Annotated in this window: 14 protein-coding genes; 4 read left to right on the top strand and 10 right to left on the bottom strand. The window is 51.1% G+C overall.

Features of this window, described 5'->3' with window-relative positions; genetic code table 11:
• The first annotated feature begins 4 nt into the window (after positions 1 to 4).
• Positions 5 to 667 carry an exodeoxyribonuclease X gene (exoX, locus tag OH663_RS04285; protein WP_045444066.1) on the top strand — a complete coding sequence of 221 codons (663 nt, stop codon included), beginning with the start codon at positions 5 to 7 and terminating at the stop codon, positions 665 to 667.
• Here exoX and ptrB read toward each other — a convergent pair.
• The 4 genes from ptrB to yebG all read right to left on the bottom strand — a co-directional run bounded on the left by ptrB (position 649) and on the right by yebG (position 4,328).
• A complete protein-coding gene (gene ptrB / locus OH663_RS04280; RefSeq protein ID WP_200012859.1) occupies positions 649 to 2,724 on the bottom strand; it encodes an oligopeptidase B in 2,076 nt (691 codons plus the stop codon). The two genes, exoX and ptrB, sit on opposite strands and share 19 nt — an antisense overlap.
• Positions 2,725 to 2,810: 86 nt before the next feature.
• Entirely contained in the window at positions 2,811 to 3,470 is a 660-nt protein-coding gene (locus OH663_RS04275; RefSeq protein ID WP_045444076.1) for a tellurite resistance TerB family protein, read from the bottom strand.
• A 91-nt stretch (positions 3,471 to 3,561) separates the two neighbouring features.
• The gene (gene yebF / locus OH663_RS04270) at positions 3,562 to 3,918 is read right to left on the bottom strand and encodes a protein YebF (RefSeq protein ID WP_200012852.1); all 357 of its coding nucleotides are present in this window, start codon (positions 3,916 to 3,918) and stop codon (positions 3,562 to 3,564) included.
• 119 nt (positions 3,919 to 4,037) lie between these two features.
• Positions 4,038 to 4,328 carry a DNA damage-inducible protein YebG gene (yebG, locus tag OH663_RS04265; RefSeq protein WP_045444082.1) on the bottom strand — a complete coding sequence of 97 codons (291 nt, stop codon included), beginning with the start codon at positions 4,326 to 4,328 and terminating at the stop codon, positions 4,038 to 4,040.
• A gap of 132 nt (positions 4,329 to 4,460) precedes the next feature.
• Here yebG and purT point away from each other — a divergent pair, with 132 nt between their 5' ends.
• A complete protein-coding gene (purT, locus tag OH663_RS04260) occupies positions 4,461 to 5,639 on the top strand; it encodes a formate-dependent phosphoribosylglycinamide formyltransferase (protein ID WP_200012851.1) in 1,179 nt (392 codons plus the stop codon).
• A 76-nt stretch (positions 5,640 to 5,715) separates the two neighbouring features.
• Here purT and kdgA read toward each other — a convergent pair whose 3' ends face one another.
• The 3 genes from kdgA to zwf all read right to left on the bottom strand — a co-directional run bounded on the left by kdgA (position 5,716) and on the right by zwf (position 9,915).
• Positions 5,716 to 6,357, bottom strand: coding sequence for a bifunctional 4-hydroxy-2-oxoglutarate aldolase/2-dehydro-3-deoxy-phosphogluconate aldolase (gene kdgA, locus OH663_RS04255; protein WP_003034901.1), 642 nt, complete (start codon positions 6,355 to 6,357; stop codon positions 5,716 to 5,718).
• Between the two features lie 36 nt (positions 6,358 to 6,393).
• Positions 6,394 to 8,205, bottom strand: coding sequence for a phosphogluconate dehydratase (gene edd / locus OH663_RS04250; RefSeq protein WP_200012849.1), 1,812 nt, complete (start codon positions 8,203 to 8,205; stop codon positions 6,394 to 6,396).
• A gap of 234 nt (positions 8,206 to 8,439) precedes the next feature.
• Positions 8,440 to 9,915, bottom strand: coding sequence for a glucose-6-phosphate dehydrogenase (gene zwf, locus OH663_RS04245; RefSeq protein ID WP_045444100.1), 1,476 nt, complete (start codon positions 9,913 to 9,915; stop codon positions 8,440 to 8,442).
• A gap of 364 nt (positions 9,916 to 10,279) precedes the next feature.
• On the opposite strand from zwf, the gene OH663_RS04240 reads away from it, so the two are divergent.
• Positions 10,280 to 11,149, top strand: coding sequence for a MurR/RpiR family transcriptional regulator (locus OH663_RS04240; RefSeq protein ID WP_200012848.1), 870 nt, complete (start codon positions 10,280 to 10,282; stop codon positions 11,147 to 11,149).
• A 120-nt stretch (positions 11,150 to 11,269) separates the two neighbouring features.
• A complete protein-coding gene (pyk, locus tag OH663_RS04235) occupies positions 11,270 to 12,712 on the top strand; it encodes a pyruvate kinase (protein ID WP_045444106.1) in 1,443 nt (480 codons plus the stop codon).
• Between the two features lie 46 nt (positions 12,713 to 12,758).
• On the opposite strand, the gene lpxM is transcribed toward pyk, so the two are convergent.
• From lpxM to znuA, 3 genes are all read right to left on the bottom strand, one after another.
• A complete protein-coding gene (gene lpxM, locus OH663_RS04230; RefSeq protein WP_048222649.1) occupies positions 12,759 to 13,730 on the bottom strand; it encodes a lauroyl-Kdo(2)-lipid IV(A) myristoyltransferase in 972 nt (323 codons plus the stop codon).
• A gap of 120 nt (positions 13,731 to 13,850) precedes the next feature.
• A complete protein-coding gene (gene mepM / locus OH663_RS04225; RefSeq protein WP_071828974.1) occupies positions 13,851 to 15,170 on the bottom strand; it encodes a murein DD-endopeptidase MepM in 1,320 nt (439 codons plus the stop codon).
• A 15-nt stretch (positions 15,171 to 15,185) separates the two neighbouring features.
• Positions 15,186 to 16,130, bottom strand: a complete 945-nt coding sequence (znuA, locus tag OH663_RS04220; protein WP_045449673.1) for a zinc ABC transporter substrate-binding protein ZnuA — start codon at positions 16,128 to 16,130, stop codon at positions 15,186 to 15,188.
• Positions 16,131 to 16,196 lie beyond the last annotated feature (66 nt).

Raw genomic sequence — 16,196 nt, 5'->3', positions numbered from 1 at the left:
TGGCATGTTGCGCATAATAGATACAGAAACCTGTGGCCTGCAGGGAGGCATTGTTGAGATTGCTTCTGTCGATGTAGTAGACGGACAGATTGTCAATCCAATGAGCCACCTGGTGCGCCCTGACCGTCCCATTAGTCCTCAGGCGATGGCAATTCACCGTATTACCGAATCCATGGTGGCGGATAAACCCTGGATTGAAGACGTCATCCCGCATTATTACGGCAGCGAGTGGTACGTAGCGCACAATGCGAGTTTTGACCGTCGTGTATTGCCAGACATGCCCGGAGAGTGGATTTGCACCATGAAGCTTTCCCGCCGTCTGTGGCCGGGAATTAAATACAGCAATATGGCACTCTATAAATCCCGCAAACTGAATGTACAGACGCCTTCCGGTCTGCATCATCACCGTGCCCTTTACGATTGCTACATCACTGCGGCATTGCTGATCGACATCATAAACACGTCGGGTTGGTCGGCAGAGCAAATGGCCGACATCACCGGTCGCCCGGCACTGTTGACCACATTTACCTTTGGCAAATACCGCGGCAAAGCGGTATCAGAAGTGGCTGAACGCGATCCGGGCTATTTGCGCTGGCTGTTTAATAACCTTGACAGTATGAGCCCGGAACTACGACTAACGCTTAAGCACTATCTCGATAACGCCTGAGTTGTTGCCTGCCCGGGTAGTGTCCCTTGCGCCAGTCCTATCAAAAAAGCGAACTCAAGGGCCACGCCTTCATACGATTTAAAGCGACCAGATTTGCCCCCGTGCCCGGAGTCCATATCCGTACACAGTAGCAGCAGGTGGTCATCCGTTTTCAGCTCCCGCAGTTTCGCTACCCACTTTGCCGGCTCCCAGTATTGCACCTGAGAATCATGTAGCCCGGTGGTGACCAACAGATGCGGATAGGCTTGCGCGGTGACATTATCGTACGGGCTGTAGCTTTTCATGTAGGCATAGTACTCCGCGTCCTGCGGATTACCCCACTCTTCAAATTCCCCGGTGGTCAGTGGAATTGACTCATCCAGCATCGTGGTCAAGACATCGACGAACGGCACCTGCGCAATAACACCATGAAACAGCTGCGGGCGTTCGTTAATTGCAACCCCCATTAGCATCCCACCAGCGCTTCCCCCCATGCCGTAACACAGTGAAGCTGCACCGTAACCCAGTTTTAATAGTGCCTCGCAAACATCGAGATAATCATTAAAGGTATTTTTCTTTTGCAGAAACTTACCATCTTCGTACCACTGCTGTCCCAGTTCACCGCCGCCCCGCACATGGGCGATGGCATAAACAAACCCCCGATCCAGCAGACTCAGGCGACTGCTGCTGAAATCTGCATCCATGCTAGCGCCATAAGAGCCATAACCATAAACCAGTAAGGGATTTTTCCCTTTGCGAAAATGCTTTTGATGGTAAACCAACGAGACAGGAACCTCCGTACCATCGCGCGCGGTGATCCACACATGCTCACTGCGGTAATCGGCCGCGTCGAATCCGGGGACATCCGTCTGTTTGAGTACACGTCGCTCTCCGGTGTCCATATCCAGTTCAAACAGGGTGTCCGGCGTCGTCATGGATGAATAGCCATAACGCAGGCGCGATGTCTCCGGCTCGGGATTGTACGCCAGCCACGTTACGTAAGCCGGATCGTCGAAAGCAATCCCGACCACTTCACGCGTTTTGCGGTTGATTTGTCGTAAACTGGTTAAACCGCGCTGACGCTCCTCCACCACCAGCCAGTCGGTAAACAGCGTAAATCCTTCCAGCATGACGCTATCACGCGGCGGGATCAGCACTTCCCAGGCCTGTTCATCACGCACGCGGGTGCGATACAAACCAAAGTTTTTCCCCTGACGGTTAGATCGCAGATAAAACGCGTGCTGATAGTGATCAAGACTGTACTCATGGTCTTTACGCCGTGGCAAAAATACCAGCGGCTCGGCATCGGCCAGCTCCGCATCAAGCAACAACACTTCGCTGGTTGTCGCGCTGGCGACATGGATAACAACATAATGCTGCGAGGTGGTTTTGTGCAGACTGACATAAAACATATCGTCAGCTTCTTCATACACCAGTTGATCATGAATGGATGGTGATCCAACGGTATGCCGCCATACCTGATACGGTAATAATGTTGTTTCATGTTTGCGAACATAATAAAAGGTCTGAGAATCGTTCGCCCAGACCAATTCCGGCTCAACATTATCCAGTACTTCCGGATACCAGTTCCCGGTTTGTAGATTGCGAAAACGAATGCCATATTGCCGACGAGACAGGTAATCCTCCGCCAGAGCCATAACGGTATTATCGGGTGATATTGCGAGTCCTCCCAGCGTATAGAATTCGCTGTGGGCTGCACGCTGGTTACCATCCAGCAAGGTATCCCATTCATCCCACTCTTCATTGAGAGCAGACTGACGCTGATAAATGGCATATTCACATCCCGGTTCATAAATATGCCGGTAGCGATAACCATTTTTCACATAAGGAGCGGAAACATCCTGAGGGGGAATACGGTCGATAATTTCTTTCAGCACACGATCCTGCAATGCCTGCTGGGAAGCCATAACCTGGCGGCCATATGCATTTTCTTGTTGCAGATAGTCCAGCACTTCTGGCTGCGAGCGGGTGTCATCTCGCAACCAGTAATAATTATCAACACGAGTATCGCCATGCTGCGTCATGGCATGTGGAATACGAGGAGCTTTTGGTAGCATGTCATTGTTCTTCTGCTTAAACATCCTATAAGGGTGGCAAAAGTCAGCAATGATGCAAGCGAAACGTGCTCCTCAAGCGTAACTATTTAACCCGGCAACGCCTGTTTTTGCTGTTTGAGATCCTGCTCGATACCCTCACGAACATCCTGTGGGATCTTCAGTGCATCACCCAGCGCATTCAGATAACTGCGCTCCATAAAGTGGTCGATATCAATAGCTGCACAGCTCAGGAAGTAAATTTCCAGCGCCTCTTCTTCGTTGCGGATCCCTTGAGCGAGGCGTTGAGGATCAAGCGGTTGTTCAATGGCCCGCTCAATCAGAACACGCCCTTGCTCTTCCACTCCCGCGTCACGCAGCTGTTGTTCGATAGCGGCTCGCTCTTTAGCATCAATATGACCATCGCTTTTAGCCGCAAATACCAGCGCCAGGATCAGACGTTCAGTACGTTCATCCAGCGGTGTACTCTGCGTGCCAAACTGAGGTTCATCCTGGTGCGCTGCGCGGACTTTATCTTTGTATTTATTCCATAAAACGCTACCGGCGATCGCACCGCCACCAACCAACAGTGCGCTGGTACCGTATTTAGTGAGTAATTTGCGTGAGGATTTGTTGGCGACCAGTAATCCTGCCAGACCGCCTAATGCACCGGGAACCAGCAGTTTGCTCAGTCCTTGTTCACCAGAAGATGAACCGGATGATCCTTTTTGCCCAAGAAGAGATTGAAGTTGATTCAGCCAGTTAGCCATTTTGCCCCTCAAGTACAGACGAATAATCATCAAAGCGTACCCGAGGGGATGTCAGGAAGTGTTCAGGTCATCAAAAGATGTGCAAATTCAGCTACTGACGTTGCAGGTACTCCGCCGTGCCGGCTTTACAATCAAGCTTAACCTGATATTGAATATCGCTGCTTTTCCCACGAACGGTAAGAGGTACCGTCCATTGTCCGTCTTTACCAACAATATCCTGCGGGTTCACCCAGGCAACAGGATCAAGTTGCCCGAGTCTTTTTTGATCGTCGGCCCAACGTACAATACGGTTTTGCAGGTAGTCGCGTTTCACACTTGCCGCGATACCGTCAGCTTTCAAACCTTCACAGTTTGGAAAATTGACTGATTTACTCTCCGTATTAACCGCAAAAACTGACACGCTGGCAGATAACAGCAGCAGGCTCAACAACGCTCTTGTTTTATTCATTCTTTTCTCCTTTATCCCCTTCGTCTTTCAGTCGCTATTAATGCAACGTGAAATCAGTTGGGTACAGCACAATGATTCAGGGAAAAGCATGGTACAAAACCTCAGGAGCGCAAGTCGGATCAGGCAGCCTGTGTATCATCCTCAGCAGAAGCATCGTTATCGACCACCTGTGGGGATGGCAGTTTGCCGTTTTTCAGGATCGCGCTCAGCACATCTTTTTGCTCAGCCAGCCACAGGGAAAGCGCTTCACGCTGCTCATCTTCCAGCGCGACCGGTGACTGCTCCAGCCACGTATCGAGCAGATCTGCTGTATCAAGCATTTTGTCATAGGCATCGGCTTCCTTTTTGCTGGTAAACGACATTTTTTCCTCACCTTCCCGAATGACTACGTATTTAACTTCAACCGCCATTTTTGCAGCCTCATAAATTACCTGTATTTATGTACAGTATATTCTTTTTCACCCTTGAAATCAACCTGGTAATAAAGACAGACGCAAACGTTTTCGTATATACTGCGCCCAGATAAAACAGGGGATTAATTTATGACGTTATTAGGCACAGCGCTGCGTCCGGCAGCAACGCGAGTGATGTTATTAGGATCAGGTGAACTGGGTAAAGAAGTCGCGATTGAATGCCAACGCCTGGGTGTAGAAGTCATTGCCGTGGATCGTTACCCTGACGCACCAGCTATGCACGTTGCCCATCGCTCATACGTAATCAATATGCTGGATGGTGACGCTTTGCGTCAGGTTGTCGCGCACGAAAAACCACACTATATCGTTCCTGAGATTGAAGCCATTGCCACGAGTACGCTGGTAGCGCTGGAGCAGGAAGGTCTGAACGTCGTGCCTTGCGCGCGCGCGACCCAACTGACCATGAATCGTGAAGGTATCCGTCGCCTCGCCGCGGAAGAACTGTCCTTACCGACCTCATCTTTCCGCTTTGCTGACAGCGAAACTCGCTTTCGCGAAGCCGTGGCCGAAATTGGATTCCCCTGCATCGTGAAGCCGGTGATGAGTTCCTCCGGAAAAGGACAGAGTTTTATCCGTTCAGCCGATCAGCTTGCCAGAGCCTGGGATTATGCCCAGCAGGGTGGCCGAGCGGGCGCAGGACGCGTTATCGTGGAAGGTGTGGTTAATTTCGACTTTGAAATCACCCTGTTGACCGTAAGCGCCGTCGATGGTGTGCACTTTTGTGCGCCGGTAGGCCATCGTCAGGAAGATGGCGACTATCGTGAATCCTGGCAGCCCCAGAAAATGAGCGAACTGGCGCTGGAACGTGCACAGGAAATCGCTCGCAAAGTGGTACTGGCGTTGGGCGGTTACGGATTGTTTGGCGTAGAGCTGTTTGTGTGCGGTGACGAGGTGATTTTCAGCGAGGTATCCCCTCGCCCACATGATACGGGTATGGTGACATTGATTTCACAGGATCTATCCGAGTTTGCCCTGCACGTTCGCGCATTCCTCAGGCTTCCGGTTGGCGCAATCCGCCAGTATGGGCCATCTGCATCAGCCGTTATCCTGCCACAGCTTACCAGTCAGAATGTCACATTTGATAACGTTGACAGTGCCGTTGGTGCAGGGTTGCAACTCCGTCTGTTCGGTAAACCTGAAATCGACGGAACCCGTCGCTTAGGCGTCGTACTGGCGACGGCAGACAACGTTGACGAGGCGGTTGAACGCGCGAAAAACGCCGCCGCGCAGGTGAATGTAGCAGGATAAAAAAAAACGGGCCCGATGGCCCATTTTAAAGTATTCGCAGGCCGGGTCAGTGCAGCACTGCCCGGCACAACAGATCTTACTGCTTCGCGCCTTCTACGGCTTCGCGAGCCAGTTTAGTGATGCGATCGTAATCACCCGCTTCCAGCGCGTCTGCCGGAACCAGCCAGGATCCACCGATGCACAGTACGCTTTTCAGCGCCAGGTAGTCACGGTAATTCGCCGGGGAGATACCACCGGTCGGGCAGAAACGTACCTGGGAGAACGGACCTGCAATCGCCTGCAACGCTTTAGTACCGCCGTTAGCTTCTGCCGGGAAGAATTTAAACTCTTTCAAACCATAGTCCATACCCAGCATCAGTTCAGAAACGGTGCTGATACCTGGGATCAACGGAATAGTTCCTTCAGTTGCGGCTTTCAACAGGGGCTCGGTCAGACCAGGGCTAATCGCAAACTGCGCGCCCGCTTCCGTTACTTCCGCCAGTTGCTGTGGATTCAGAACGGTACCTGCGCCGACAATCGCGTCCGGGACTTCTTTAGCTATCGCGCGAATGGCATCCATCGCACATGCGGTACGTAAGGTCACTTCCAGAACGCGCACGCCCCCTGCAACCAACGCTTTCGCCATCGGCACCGCGTGTTCCAGTTTATTTACCACGATAACCGGTACTACCGGGCCAGTGGTCAGGATTGCTTCTGCACTTGTCTTCCAGTTTTTCATCAGAGTTTTCTCTCGCCTGATTACAAAATTTGTCGTTTAAAAAGTGATACAGGTTGCGCCCTGCTCCGCACCGGACAGCTTTTCGCGCAACGCGCTGAACATCTCACGGCCTGTTCCCACACGCGAAGCGCTGAGGTCAGGAATATGAGGCTGACGAGAGGCAAGTTCCTCTTCATCCACCAGCAGCGTCAATTCACCTGTCTGTCCATTCACACGAATGATGTCGCCATCACGCACTTTAGCCAGCAGCCCGCCATCATAGGCTTCCGGGGTTACATGGATTGCTGAAGGCACTTTACCTGAAGCACCTGAAAGTCGTCCATCGGTAACTAACGCGATTTTGAAACAACGGTCCAATAATACACCAAGTGGCGGCATGAGTTTATGTAATTCTGGCATTCCATTCGCTTTTGGTCCCTGATGGCGCACAACCACCACGCAATCGCGGTCCAACAGACCAGCATCAAAAGCAGGTAACACATCATGCTGACTTTCAAAGACAATAGCCGGAGCCTCTATGACCTGGTTCTCTACCGGCACGGCTGATGTCTTCATCACCGCACGTCCCAGGTTACCACTCAGCACTTTAGTACCGCCGTGATGCGAGAACGGCTTATCGAAAGTCGCGATCACATTGCTGTCGAGAGACTTCGTGGCACCTTCACGCCAGTCCAGCTCACCGTTGTTAAGCCATGGTTCAAGGGTGTAGCGAGATAAACCAAACCCGGCTACGGTGTTAACATCTTCGTGCAGCAGACCTGCATTAAGCAGTTCACGCATTAATACCGGTACACCACCTGCAGCCTGGAAGTGGTTGATATCCGCCGGACCATTCGGGTACAAGCGTGCCATCAGCGGCACGATATCGGACAGATCGGAGAAGTCATCCCAGTTGATCAAAATTCCGGCCGCGCGCGCCATCGCTACCAGATGCATCGTATGGTTGGTAGACCCCCCTGTCGCCAGCAGCGCTACGATCCCGTTGACCACCACTTTTTCATCGATCATTTTGCCGATCGGCATCCATTCGTTGCCATTTCCGGTAAGGCGCGTTACCTGACGAGCAGCAGCAGCTGTCAGTGCTTCACGTAACGGAGCATCCGGATGTACGAAAGAGGAGCCTGGCAGTTGCATCCCCATAAACTCAACGACCATCTGGTTGGTATTAGCGGTGCCGTAGAACGTACAGGTTCCTGGTGCGTGATAAGACGCAGCCTCGGATTCAAGCAGAGCCATACGGTCCACTTTTCCTTCTGCATACAGCTGACGAATACGCACTTTTTCTTTGTTCGCCAAACCGCTCGCCATCGGACCTGATGGGATAAAGACAGAAGGCAGATGACCAAAGGACAACGCCGCCATCGCCAGGCCCGGGACAATTTTATCGCACACGCCGAGGAACAATGCGCCGTCGAACATATTATGAGATAAACCCACCGCCGCAGACATCGCAATCACTTCGCGGCTTAGCAGTGAAAGCTCCATCCCATCCTGCCCCTGGGTCACGCCATCACACATAGCAGGCACACCACCGGCAACCTGCCCTACCGCATTGGCTTCATGCAGTGCTTTGCGAATGATAGCCGGATAATGTTCATACGGCTGATGCGCGGAAAGCATGTCGTTATAGGAGGTAATGATCGCGATATTGTTATGCAACATGCTTTTCAGCGATGCTTTGTCATCAGGCTGGCAGGCAGCAAAACCGTGCGCCAGATTTCCGCATGCCAACTGTGAACGGTGAACAGTTGTCGTTTTAGCCTGTTCGATGCGCGAGAGGTAGGCGGAACGTGTCTCACGAGAACGTTCGATGATACGTTGTGTTACGCGTAACAAATTCGGATTCATAGAGGCTCCTAAAATTTATCTGTCAGAGCGGTCGGATTAACAATGCGTTTCAAGATAGTTAAATTATGCTGAATCGCTTACTAGCCGTAGCTCAGGGGCAAAATCGTTTCAGGCAGTGTAATAAAAAAAGCCTCGCGGGTGAATCCACGCGAGGCTTAAAAGTGCAAAAATTATTCTACAATCTGTGTTAGATCATGTTACCGGTAAAATAACACCTAATGATTAGGTGATATTTTATTCGAATTCATTCCAGGAACGACCGTCACGAGTGATCATCGCCACGGAGGCAACCGGTCCCCAGGTCCCCGCCTGGTATGGCTTCGGCGCGTCGTTATCCATCGCCCAGGCTTCGGTGATGGAGTCGACCCACTTCCACGCTTCTTCTACCTCATCACGGCGTACAAACAGCGCCTGAATACCACGCATGGTTTCCAGCAGCAAACGTTCGTAAGCATCGGCCAGATGCGTTTGATTGAAGGTTTCGGAGTAACTCAGATCCAGCTTGGTGATCTGCAGATTATGCTTGTGGTCCAGGCCCGGTACTTTGTTAAGCACCTGAATATCGACACCCTCATCAGGCTGCAAACGGATTGTCAGTTTGTTCTGCGGCAGATCCTGCCAGGATTCTTTAAACAGATTCAGCTCAGGCGTTTTGAAGTAGACAACAACTTCAGAGCATTTCGTCGGCAGGCGCTTACCGGTACGCAGGTAGAATGGAACACCCGCCCAGCGCCAGTTGTCGATATCCACGCGGATAGCAACAAAGGTTTCCGTATTGCTGCTCTTGTTCGCGCCTTCTTCTTCCAGATACCCCGGAACTTTTTTACCCTGAGCAAATCCGGTGGTGTACTGGCCACGAACCGTTTTTTCACGTACGTTCGAGCGATCGATACGGCGCAGTGATTTCAGTACCTTCACTTTTTCGTCACGGATGCTGTCAGCGCTCAGGTCGGACGGCGGCGACATCGCGATCATGCACAGGATCTGCAACAGGTGGTTCTGGATCATATCGCGCATTTGACCGGCCTGGTCAAAATAACCCCAACGACCTTCAATACCCACCTCTTCCGCCACGGTAATTTCTACGTGATCGATAGTGCGGTTATCCCAGTTGTTCACAAACAGGGAGTTGGCAAAACGCAGGGCCAACAGGTTCAGTACCGTCTCTTTGCCGAGATAGTGGTCGATACGGTAAACCTGGCACTCTTCGAAATACTCGCCCACCTGGTCGTTGATTTCGCGGGAGGTCGCCAGCGACGTCCCCAACGGTTTTTCCATTACCACACGAGCAGGTTTAGCGTTCAGTTTTGCTTCGCCCAAACCTTTGCAGATTGCGCCAAAGGTGCTTGGCGGCATAGCAAAATAGTTAATAGTGGTACGTGCTTTCTGATCCAGCATCTCGCCCAGACGGTTAAATGCCGCGGTATCATTAACGTCCAGATTACAAAACTCCAGGCGACCACTGAGGGTGTCCCACAAACCTTCATCAATCTTTTCTTTCATGAAGGTTTCGAGCGCTTCGCGTACAACCTTGGTATAGGCTGCTTTGTCCCAGTCGGCACGTCCTACCCCAATAATGCGGGTATCCGGGCTAATCTGACCGGCCTTTTCCAGTTGATACAGGGAAGGCAGCAATTTCCGTCGCGCAAGATCGCCCTTCGCACCGAAAATGACCAGGTCACATGCCTGGGCTGTTTGCGTTACCGCCATGTCATTCTCCTCAGTTAAGTGCCTGGTGCTTTTGCCAGACACTGGTTGTAATTTTATTACAGTGCACTGTACTGCTTTTACGTGATTCAGTGAACCGTAAACGCTTATCCAGCCGTGCTGTTACCGTAAACAACGGCTTTGTTGGCGTTTACCGCAGCAAAATGGATAAAAAAGTCGCTTTTTTTCGTAGCCATAAAGAACCAGGAAAACCCGACTCCGATCATGTAATGAAAAAAAACAACAACTTTTCTGTCCATTTTGCCCCGTTCCTTCCTTAGCAGGGGTACTATCTACCAAAATTATCTCTCGATTTCCTGTATCGTTGAAATCGTTTTTGCCCATGACCCATGAGTCCACCTACATCATGAATATGCTGGAAAAAATCCAGTTAAAACTGGAACATCTGAGCAAGTCAGAACGTAAAGTCGCCGACGTTATTCTTACTTCACCCGACCAGGCAATTCATTCAAGCATTGCCACGCTGGCCCTGGAAGCCAATGTCAGCGAACCGACCGTCAATCGATTCTGTCGCAGTATGGACACGCGTGGTTTTCCTGATTTTAAACTGCATCTGGCGCAAAGTCTGGCAAATGGTACCCCTTATGTTAATCGCAATGTGGACGAGGATGACAGCGTAGAATCCTACACGGGGAAAATCTTCGAATCGGCGATGGCTAGTCTGGATCATGTTCGTCAGTCGCTGGATAGCTCGGCGGTAAATCGTGCAGTCGATCTATTAACCCAGGCGAAAAAAATTGCCTTTTTTGGGCTGGGTTCATCTGCAGCCGTGGCGCACGACGCCATGAATAAATTCTTCCGTTTTAACGTTCCAGTTATTTATTCAGACGACATAGTTCTGCAACGCATGAGTTGTATGAATTGTAGCGATGATGATGTCATTGTGCTCATTTCCCATACCGGAAGAACAAAGAGCCTGGTGGAGCTTGCTCAGCTGGCACGGGAAAACGATGCTATGGTAATCGCACTGACTTCTCCCGGAACGCCTCTGGCGCGAGAAGCTACGTTAGCTATTACCCTCGACGTACCGGAAGATACTGACATTTATATGCCCATGGTCTCTCGACTTGCTCAACTGACCGTGATAGATGTGCTGGCTACAGGATTTACTTTGCGCCGAGGGACAAAATTTAGAGATAACTTGAAGCGTGTCAAGGAAGCGCTCAAGGAATCGCGTTTTGATAAAGAATTACTCATCAAGGGTAATGACCGCTAAAAGCAATAACAATGTTCTACCCTTTTATCATCCGGGTCGTTCATTTTTACCGTTAATTTTTGAGAACGGCCGGATCAATGTTCACGCAACACCTAGTTGTTTCAGTCAACGGAGTATTACATGTCCAGAAGGCTTCGCAGAACCAAAATCGTTACCACGTTAGGCCCGGCAACTGACCGCGATAACAACCTTGAAAAAATTATCGCTGCGGGTGCGAACGTCGTACGTATGAACTTTTCACACGGCTCTCCAGAAGATCACAAAATGCGTGCGGATAAGGTCCGTGAAATAGCCGCAAAACTGGGACGCCATGTAGCCATTTTGGGTGACCTGCAGGGGCCTAAAATCCGCGTATCCACCTTTAAAGAAGGTAAAGTATTTCTCAATGTTGGCGACAAGTTCCTGTTAGACGCCAACCTGGGTAAAGGTGAAGGCGACAAGGAAAAAGTTGGTATTGATTATAAAGGACTGCCAGCCGACGTCGTGCCAGGCGATATCCTGCTGCTGGACGATGGTCGCGTACAGCTAAAAGTACTGGAAGTTCAGGGCATGAAAGTCTTTACCGAAGTCACCGTCGGCGGCCCGCTCTCCAACAACAAAGGCATCAACAAACTGGGTGGTGGCCTCTCTGCTGAAGCGCTGACCGACAAAGACAAGGCCGACATTATTACTGCCGCACAGATAAGCGTCGACTATCTGGCGGTCTCCTTCCCACGCTGTGGCGAAGATCTTAACTATGCCCGCCGTCTGGCGCGCGATGCAGGTTGTGATGCGAAGATTGTCGCAAAAGTAGAACGTGCAGAAGCTGTCTGTGACCAGAATGCGATGGATGACATCATCCTTGCGTCTGACGTGGTCATGGTTGCTCGTGGTGATCTGGGCGTTGAGATTGGCGACCCGGAACTGGTGGGTATTCAGAAAGCGTTGATTCGTCGTGCTCGTCAGTTGAACCGTGCGGTCATTACCGCTACGCAGATGATGGAGTCGATGATCACCAACCCGATGCCAACCCGTGCGGAAGTCATGGACGTAGCTAACGCCGTGCTGGATGGCACCGACGCCGTGATGCTTTCGGCAGAAACAGCCGCAGGCCAGTACCCGGCTGAAACCGTCGCGGCAATGGCGCGCGTATGTCTGGGTGCTGAAAAAATCCCAAGTATTAATGTCTCTAAACACCGCCTCGACGTACAGTTTGATAACGTTGAAGAAGCGATTGCCATGTCCGCAATGTATGCCGCTAACCACCTGAAAGGGGTGACCGCTATCATCGCCATGACGGAATCAGGACGTACTGCGCTGATGACTTCGCGTATCAGTTCCGGTCTGCCAATTTTCGCCATGTCCCGTCATGAGCGTACGCTGAACCTGACATCTCTGTACCGTGGCGTCACGCCGGTTCATTTTGACAGCGAAACTGACGGCGTAGTTGCGGCCAGTGAGGCAGTTAACCTGCTGCGCGACAAAGGCTATCTGGTCTCCGGTGACCTGGTTATTGTGACGCAGGGCGATGTCATGAGCACCATAGGCTCCACTAACACCACGCGTATTCTGACTGTAGAATAGTGACGCGGTTGTATGTAAAAAAGCCTCTCTAACGAGAGGCTTTTTTTTACTTTTTAGGGTAGAGATCTTTGCGTTTGTACGGCTCAATTTCGCCAGGTTTACGGGTCTTAAGCAACTTTAAAATCCAGGTATACTGTTCGAGGTGCGGAGCGACAAAAATCTCCACCTCTTCATTCATCCGTCTGGCAATGGTGTTGTCATCCGCCGTCAGAATGTCGTCCATGGGCGGACGTACCTGAATCGTCAGACGGTGCGTTTTGCCGTCATACACCGGGAAAAGCGGCACTACGCGAGCATGACATACCTTCATCAGGCGGCCAATCGCCGGCAATGTTGCTTTATAGGTGGCAAAGAAATCCACAAACTCGCTATGCTCGGGACCATGATCCTGATCCGGTAAATAGTATCCCCAGTATCCCTGACGAACCGACTGAATAAAGGGTTTGATACCATCATTACGCGCATGTAAACGACCGCCGAAACGACGGCGTACTGTGTTCCAGACATAATCAAATACCGGGTTTCCCTGGTTGTGGAACATCGCGGCCATTTTCTGCCCCTGAGACGCCATCAGCATCGCCGGGATGTCCACGCCCCAACCGTGAGGAACGAGAAAAATCACCTTCTCGTTGTTCTGGCGCATCTCATCAATGATATCCAGACCTTGCCAGTCTACCCGATGTTGAATTTTCTCCGGACCACGCAGCGCCAGCTCTGCCATCATGACCATCGCCTGAGGTGCGGTCGCAAACATCTCATCGACAATGGCTTCGCGCTCGGCTTCACTACGTTCAGGAAAGCAGAGAGATAAATTGATTAACGCTCTGCGGCGGGAGCTTTTCCCCAGACGACCAACAAGACGCCCCAGCTTCGCCAAAAGAGGATCGCGAAACGACGCAGGTGTTAATGCAATCCCGGCTATCGCCGCCACTCCCAGCCAGGCGCCCCAGTAGCGCGGATGACGAAATGATTTATGAAACTCCGGAATGTACTCAATATTCTTTTTTTTCGTTTCCATGCTCTTCCAGTATCTGGTGCCGCGAAAAGTAAATCTGCTGATAGTGTAGCGGCGCAGTGTGTCCCGTACAAAATAAAAAAAGCCGGCACGCATTGCGTACCGGCTCCATCAGTATGTTTATTAATCGAAGCGCAGTTGAGGCAGAACCTCTTTCACCTGTGCCAGGTAATCGGTACGATCCGAGCCGGTCAACCCTTCCGTACGCGGCAGTTTTGCCGTCAGCGGATTCACGGCCTGCTGGTTAACCCATACTTCGTAGTGCAGATGTGGACCGGTTGAACGTCCGGTGTTGCCTGAAAGCGCAATACGGTCGCCACGTTTCACTTTCTGCCCCGGCTTAACCAACAGCTTACGCAGGTGCATATAGCGGGTGGTATAGGTACGGCCATGACGGATAGCTACATAGTAACCAGCAGCACCACTGCGTTTCGCGACAACCACTTCACCATCACCCACCGACAGTACCGGCGTCCCCTGCGGCATCGCAAAATCGACACCTTTATGCGGTGCAACGCGTCCGGTTACAGGATTCAGGCGGCGCGGGTTAAAGTTCGATGAGATACGGAATTGCTTCGCCGTAGGGAAGCGCATAAAACCTTTCGCAAGCCCCGTACCATTACGGTCATAGAATTTACCGTCTTCAGCGCGGATCGCGTAATAATCTTTGCCTTCAGAGCGTAAGCGTACGCCCAGCAACTGACTTTGTTCACGCTTCCCGTCCAGCATTTCGCGAGACATCAGAACAGAGAACTCATCGCCTTTTTTCAGTTTACGGAAGTCCATCTGCCACTGCATGGCCTTGATCACCGCACTGATTTCAGAACTGGTCAATCCGGCATCTCTTGCGCTGGCGACAAAACTCCCGCCCACGGTTCCTTTGATACGGCTGTTAACCCAGTCGCCCTGCTGCATTTCGCTGCTCATTTTGAAACCCGTCGCGGTGCGATCGTAAGTGCGGGTTTCACGACGAGAAACTTCCCAGGTCAAGCGCTGTAAATCACCTTCCGAACTCAGTGTCCAGGAAAGCTGCTGACCAATTTTCAGGTTTCGCAACTCTTTATCCGCAGCGGCAAGCTGGCTGATATCACCCATATCAATGCCATACTGATTCAGAATGCTGCTCAGCGTATCACCGGTAGAAACAACATATTCATGAACGCCAACCTCGCCAGAGGTTTTATCATCCAGCTCATCCTGTGGAATTGCTTCATCTTCCTGAGCGGCCTGATCGATAGGTTCGCTGGCCTCGGGCAACAGAGAACGGATCTCGCTTTTTTCCAGCTCGATGGTTTTAACAATTGGTGCAGATTCGGGGTGGTAAACATAAGGCCGCCAGACGGCGACGGCCAGTGTAAGAACGGTAAGCGACCCCAGCATAACGCGATGGGGTCGGGGCAGATTATTAAATGCCAGAGCGACAGAGCGGGCTATCTGTTGCACGTATTCACTTCCTCATTAATCTCCTTTCAGGCAGCTCGCATACTGGTTGGCTAATTGGTTCAGAAACGCTGAATAGCTTGTTTTACCCAGTTTGATATTTGTTCCGAGGGGATCCAACGTTCCCATTCGAACGGACGTCCCTCTCGCAACGGCTTCAACGACCGCTGGCCTGAACTGTGGCTCAGCAAAAACGCAGGTTGCTTTTTGCTCAACCAACTGTGTTCTTATTTCATGTAAACGCTGCGCACCAGGCTGAATCTCAGGGTTCACGGTAAAGTGACCAAGCGGTGTTAGTCCGTAGTGTTTTTCGTAGTAGCCGTAAGCATCATGAAAAACGAAATAACCTTTACCCTTGAGCGGCGCGAGCTCGTTACCTACCTGCTTATCGGTTGCGGCTAATTGTGCCTCAAAATCCTTCAGGTTGGCGTCAAGTTTGGCTCGACTTTGCGGCATAAGTTCCACTAATTTTTCATGGATTGCAACCGCTGAAGCCCGCGCTATCTCTGGGGAGAGCCAAAGATGCATGTTGTAATCACCATGATGGTGATGTTCGTCACTTTTTTCACCATGTGCATCACCGTGCCCATGATCGTCATCGTCATCGTCAGCCCCTTTCATGAGCAACGGTTTCACGTCGGAGAGCTGCGCAATCGTTACCTGTTTTCCATTAGGAATATTCTTGACGGATTTTTCCATAAACGCTTCCATTTCTGGGCCAATCCAGACAACTAAGTCCGCGCCCTGTAAGCGTTTTACGTCTGATGGACGTAATGAATAATCATGTTCGGATGCGCCATCAGGCAGGAGAACCTGGGTGTCTGTTACCCCATCAGCAATCGCTGAAGCGATGAAACCTAGTGGCTTGAGAGAGGCCACCACAGCGGCATTTGCAGCCTGTGTTGCACTACCCCAAAGAGCAGCGGATAATGCTGCGAAAAGAAGCGTATTTTTATGTAACATAATGCGACCAATCATCGTAATGAATGTGAGAAATGTGATATTATAACATTCTATAACTTCTGCAAG

The sequence above is a fragment of the Citrobacter sp. Marseille-Q5395 genome (assembly GCF_947057495.1).
Classification (GTDB): Bacteria; Pseudomonadota; Gammaproteobacteria; order Enterobacterales; family Enterobacteriaceae; genus Citrobacter; species Citrobacter murliniae.
This window is presented reverse-complemented; position numbering and strand designations above follow the sequence as displayed.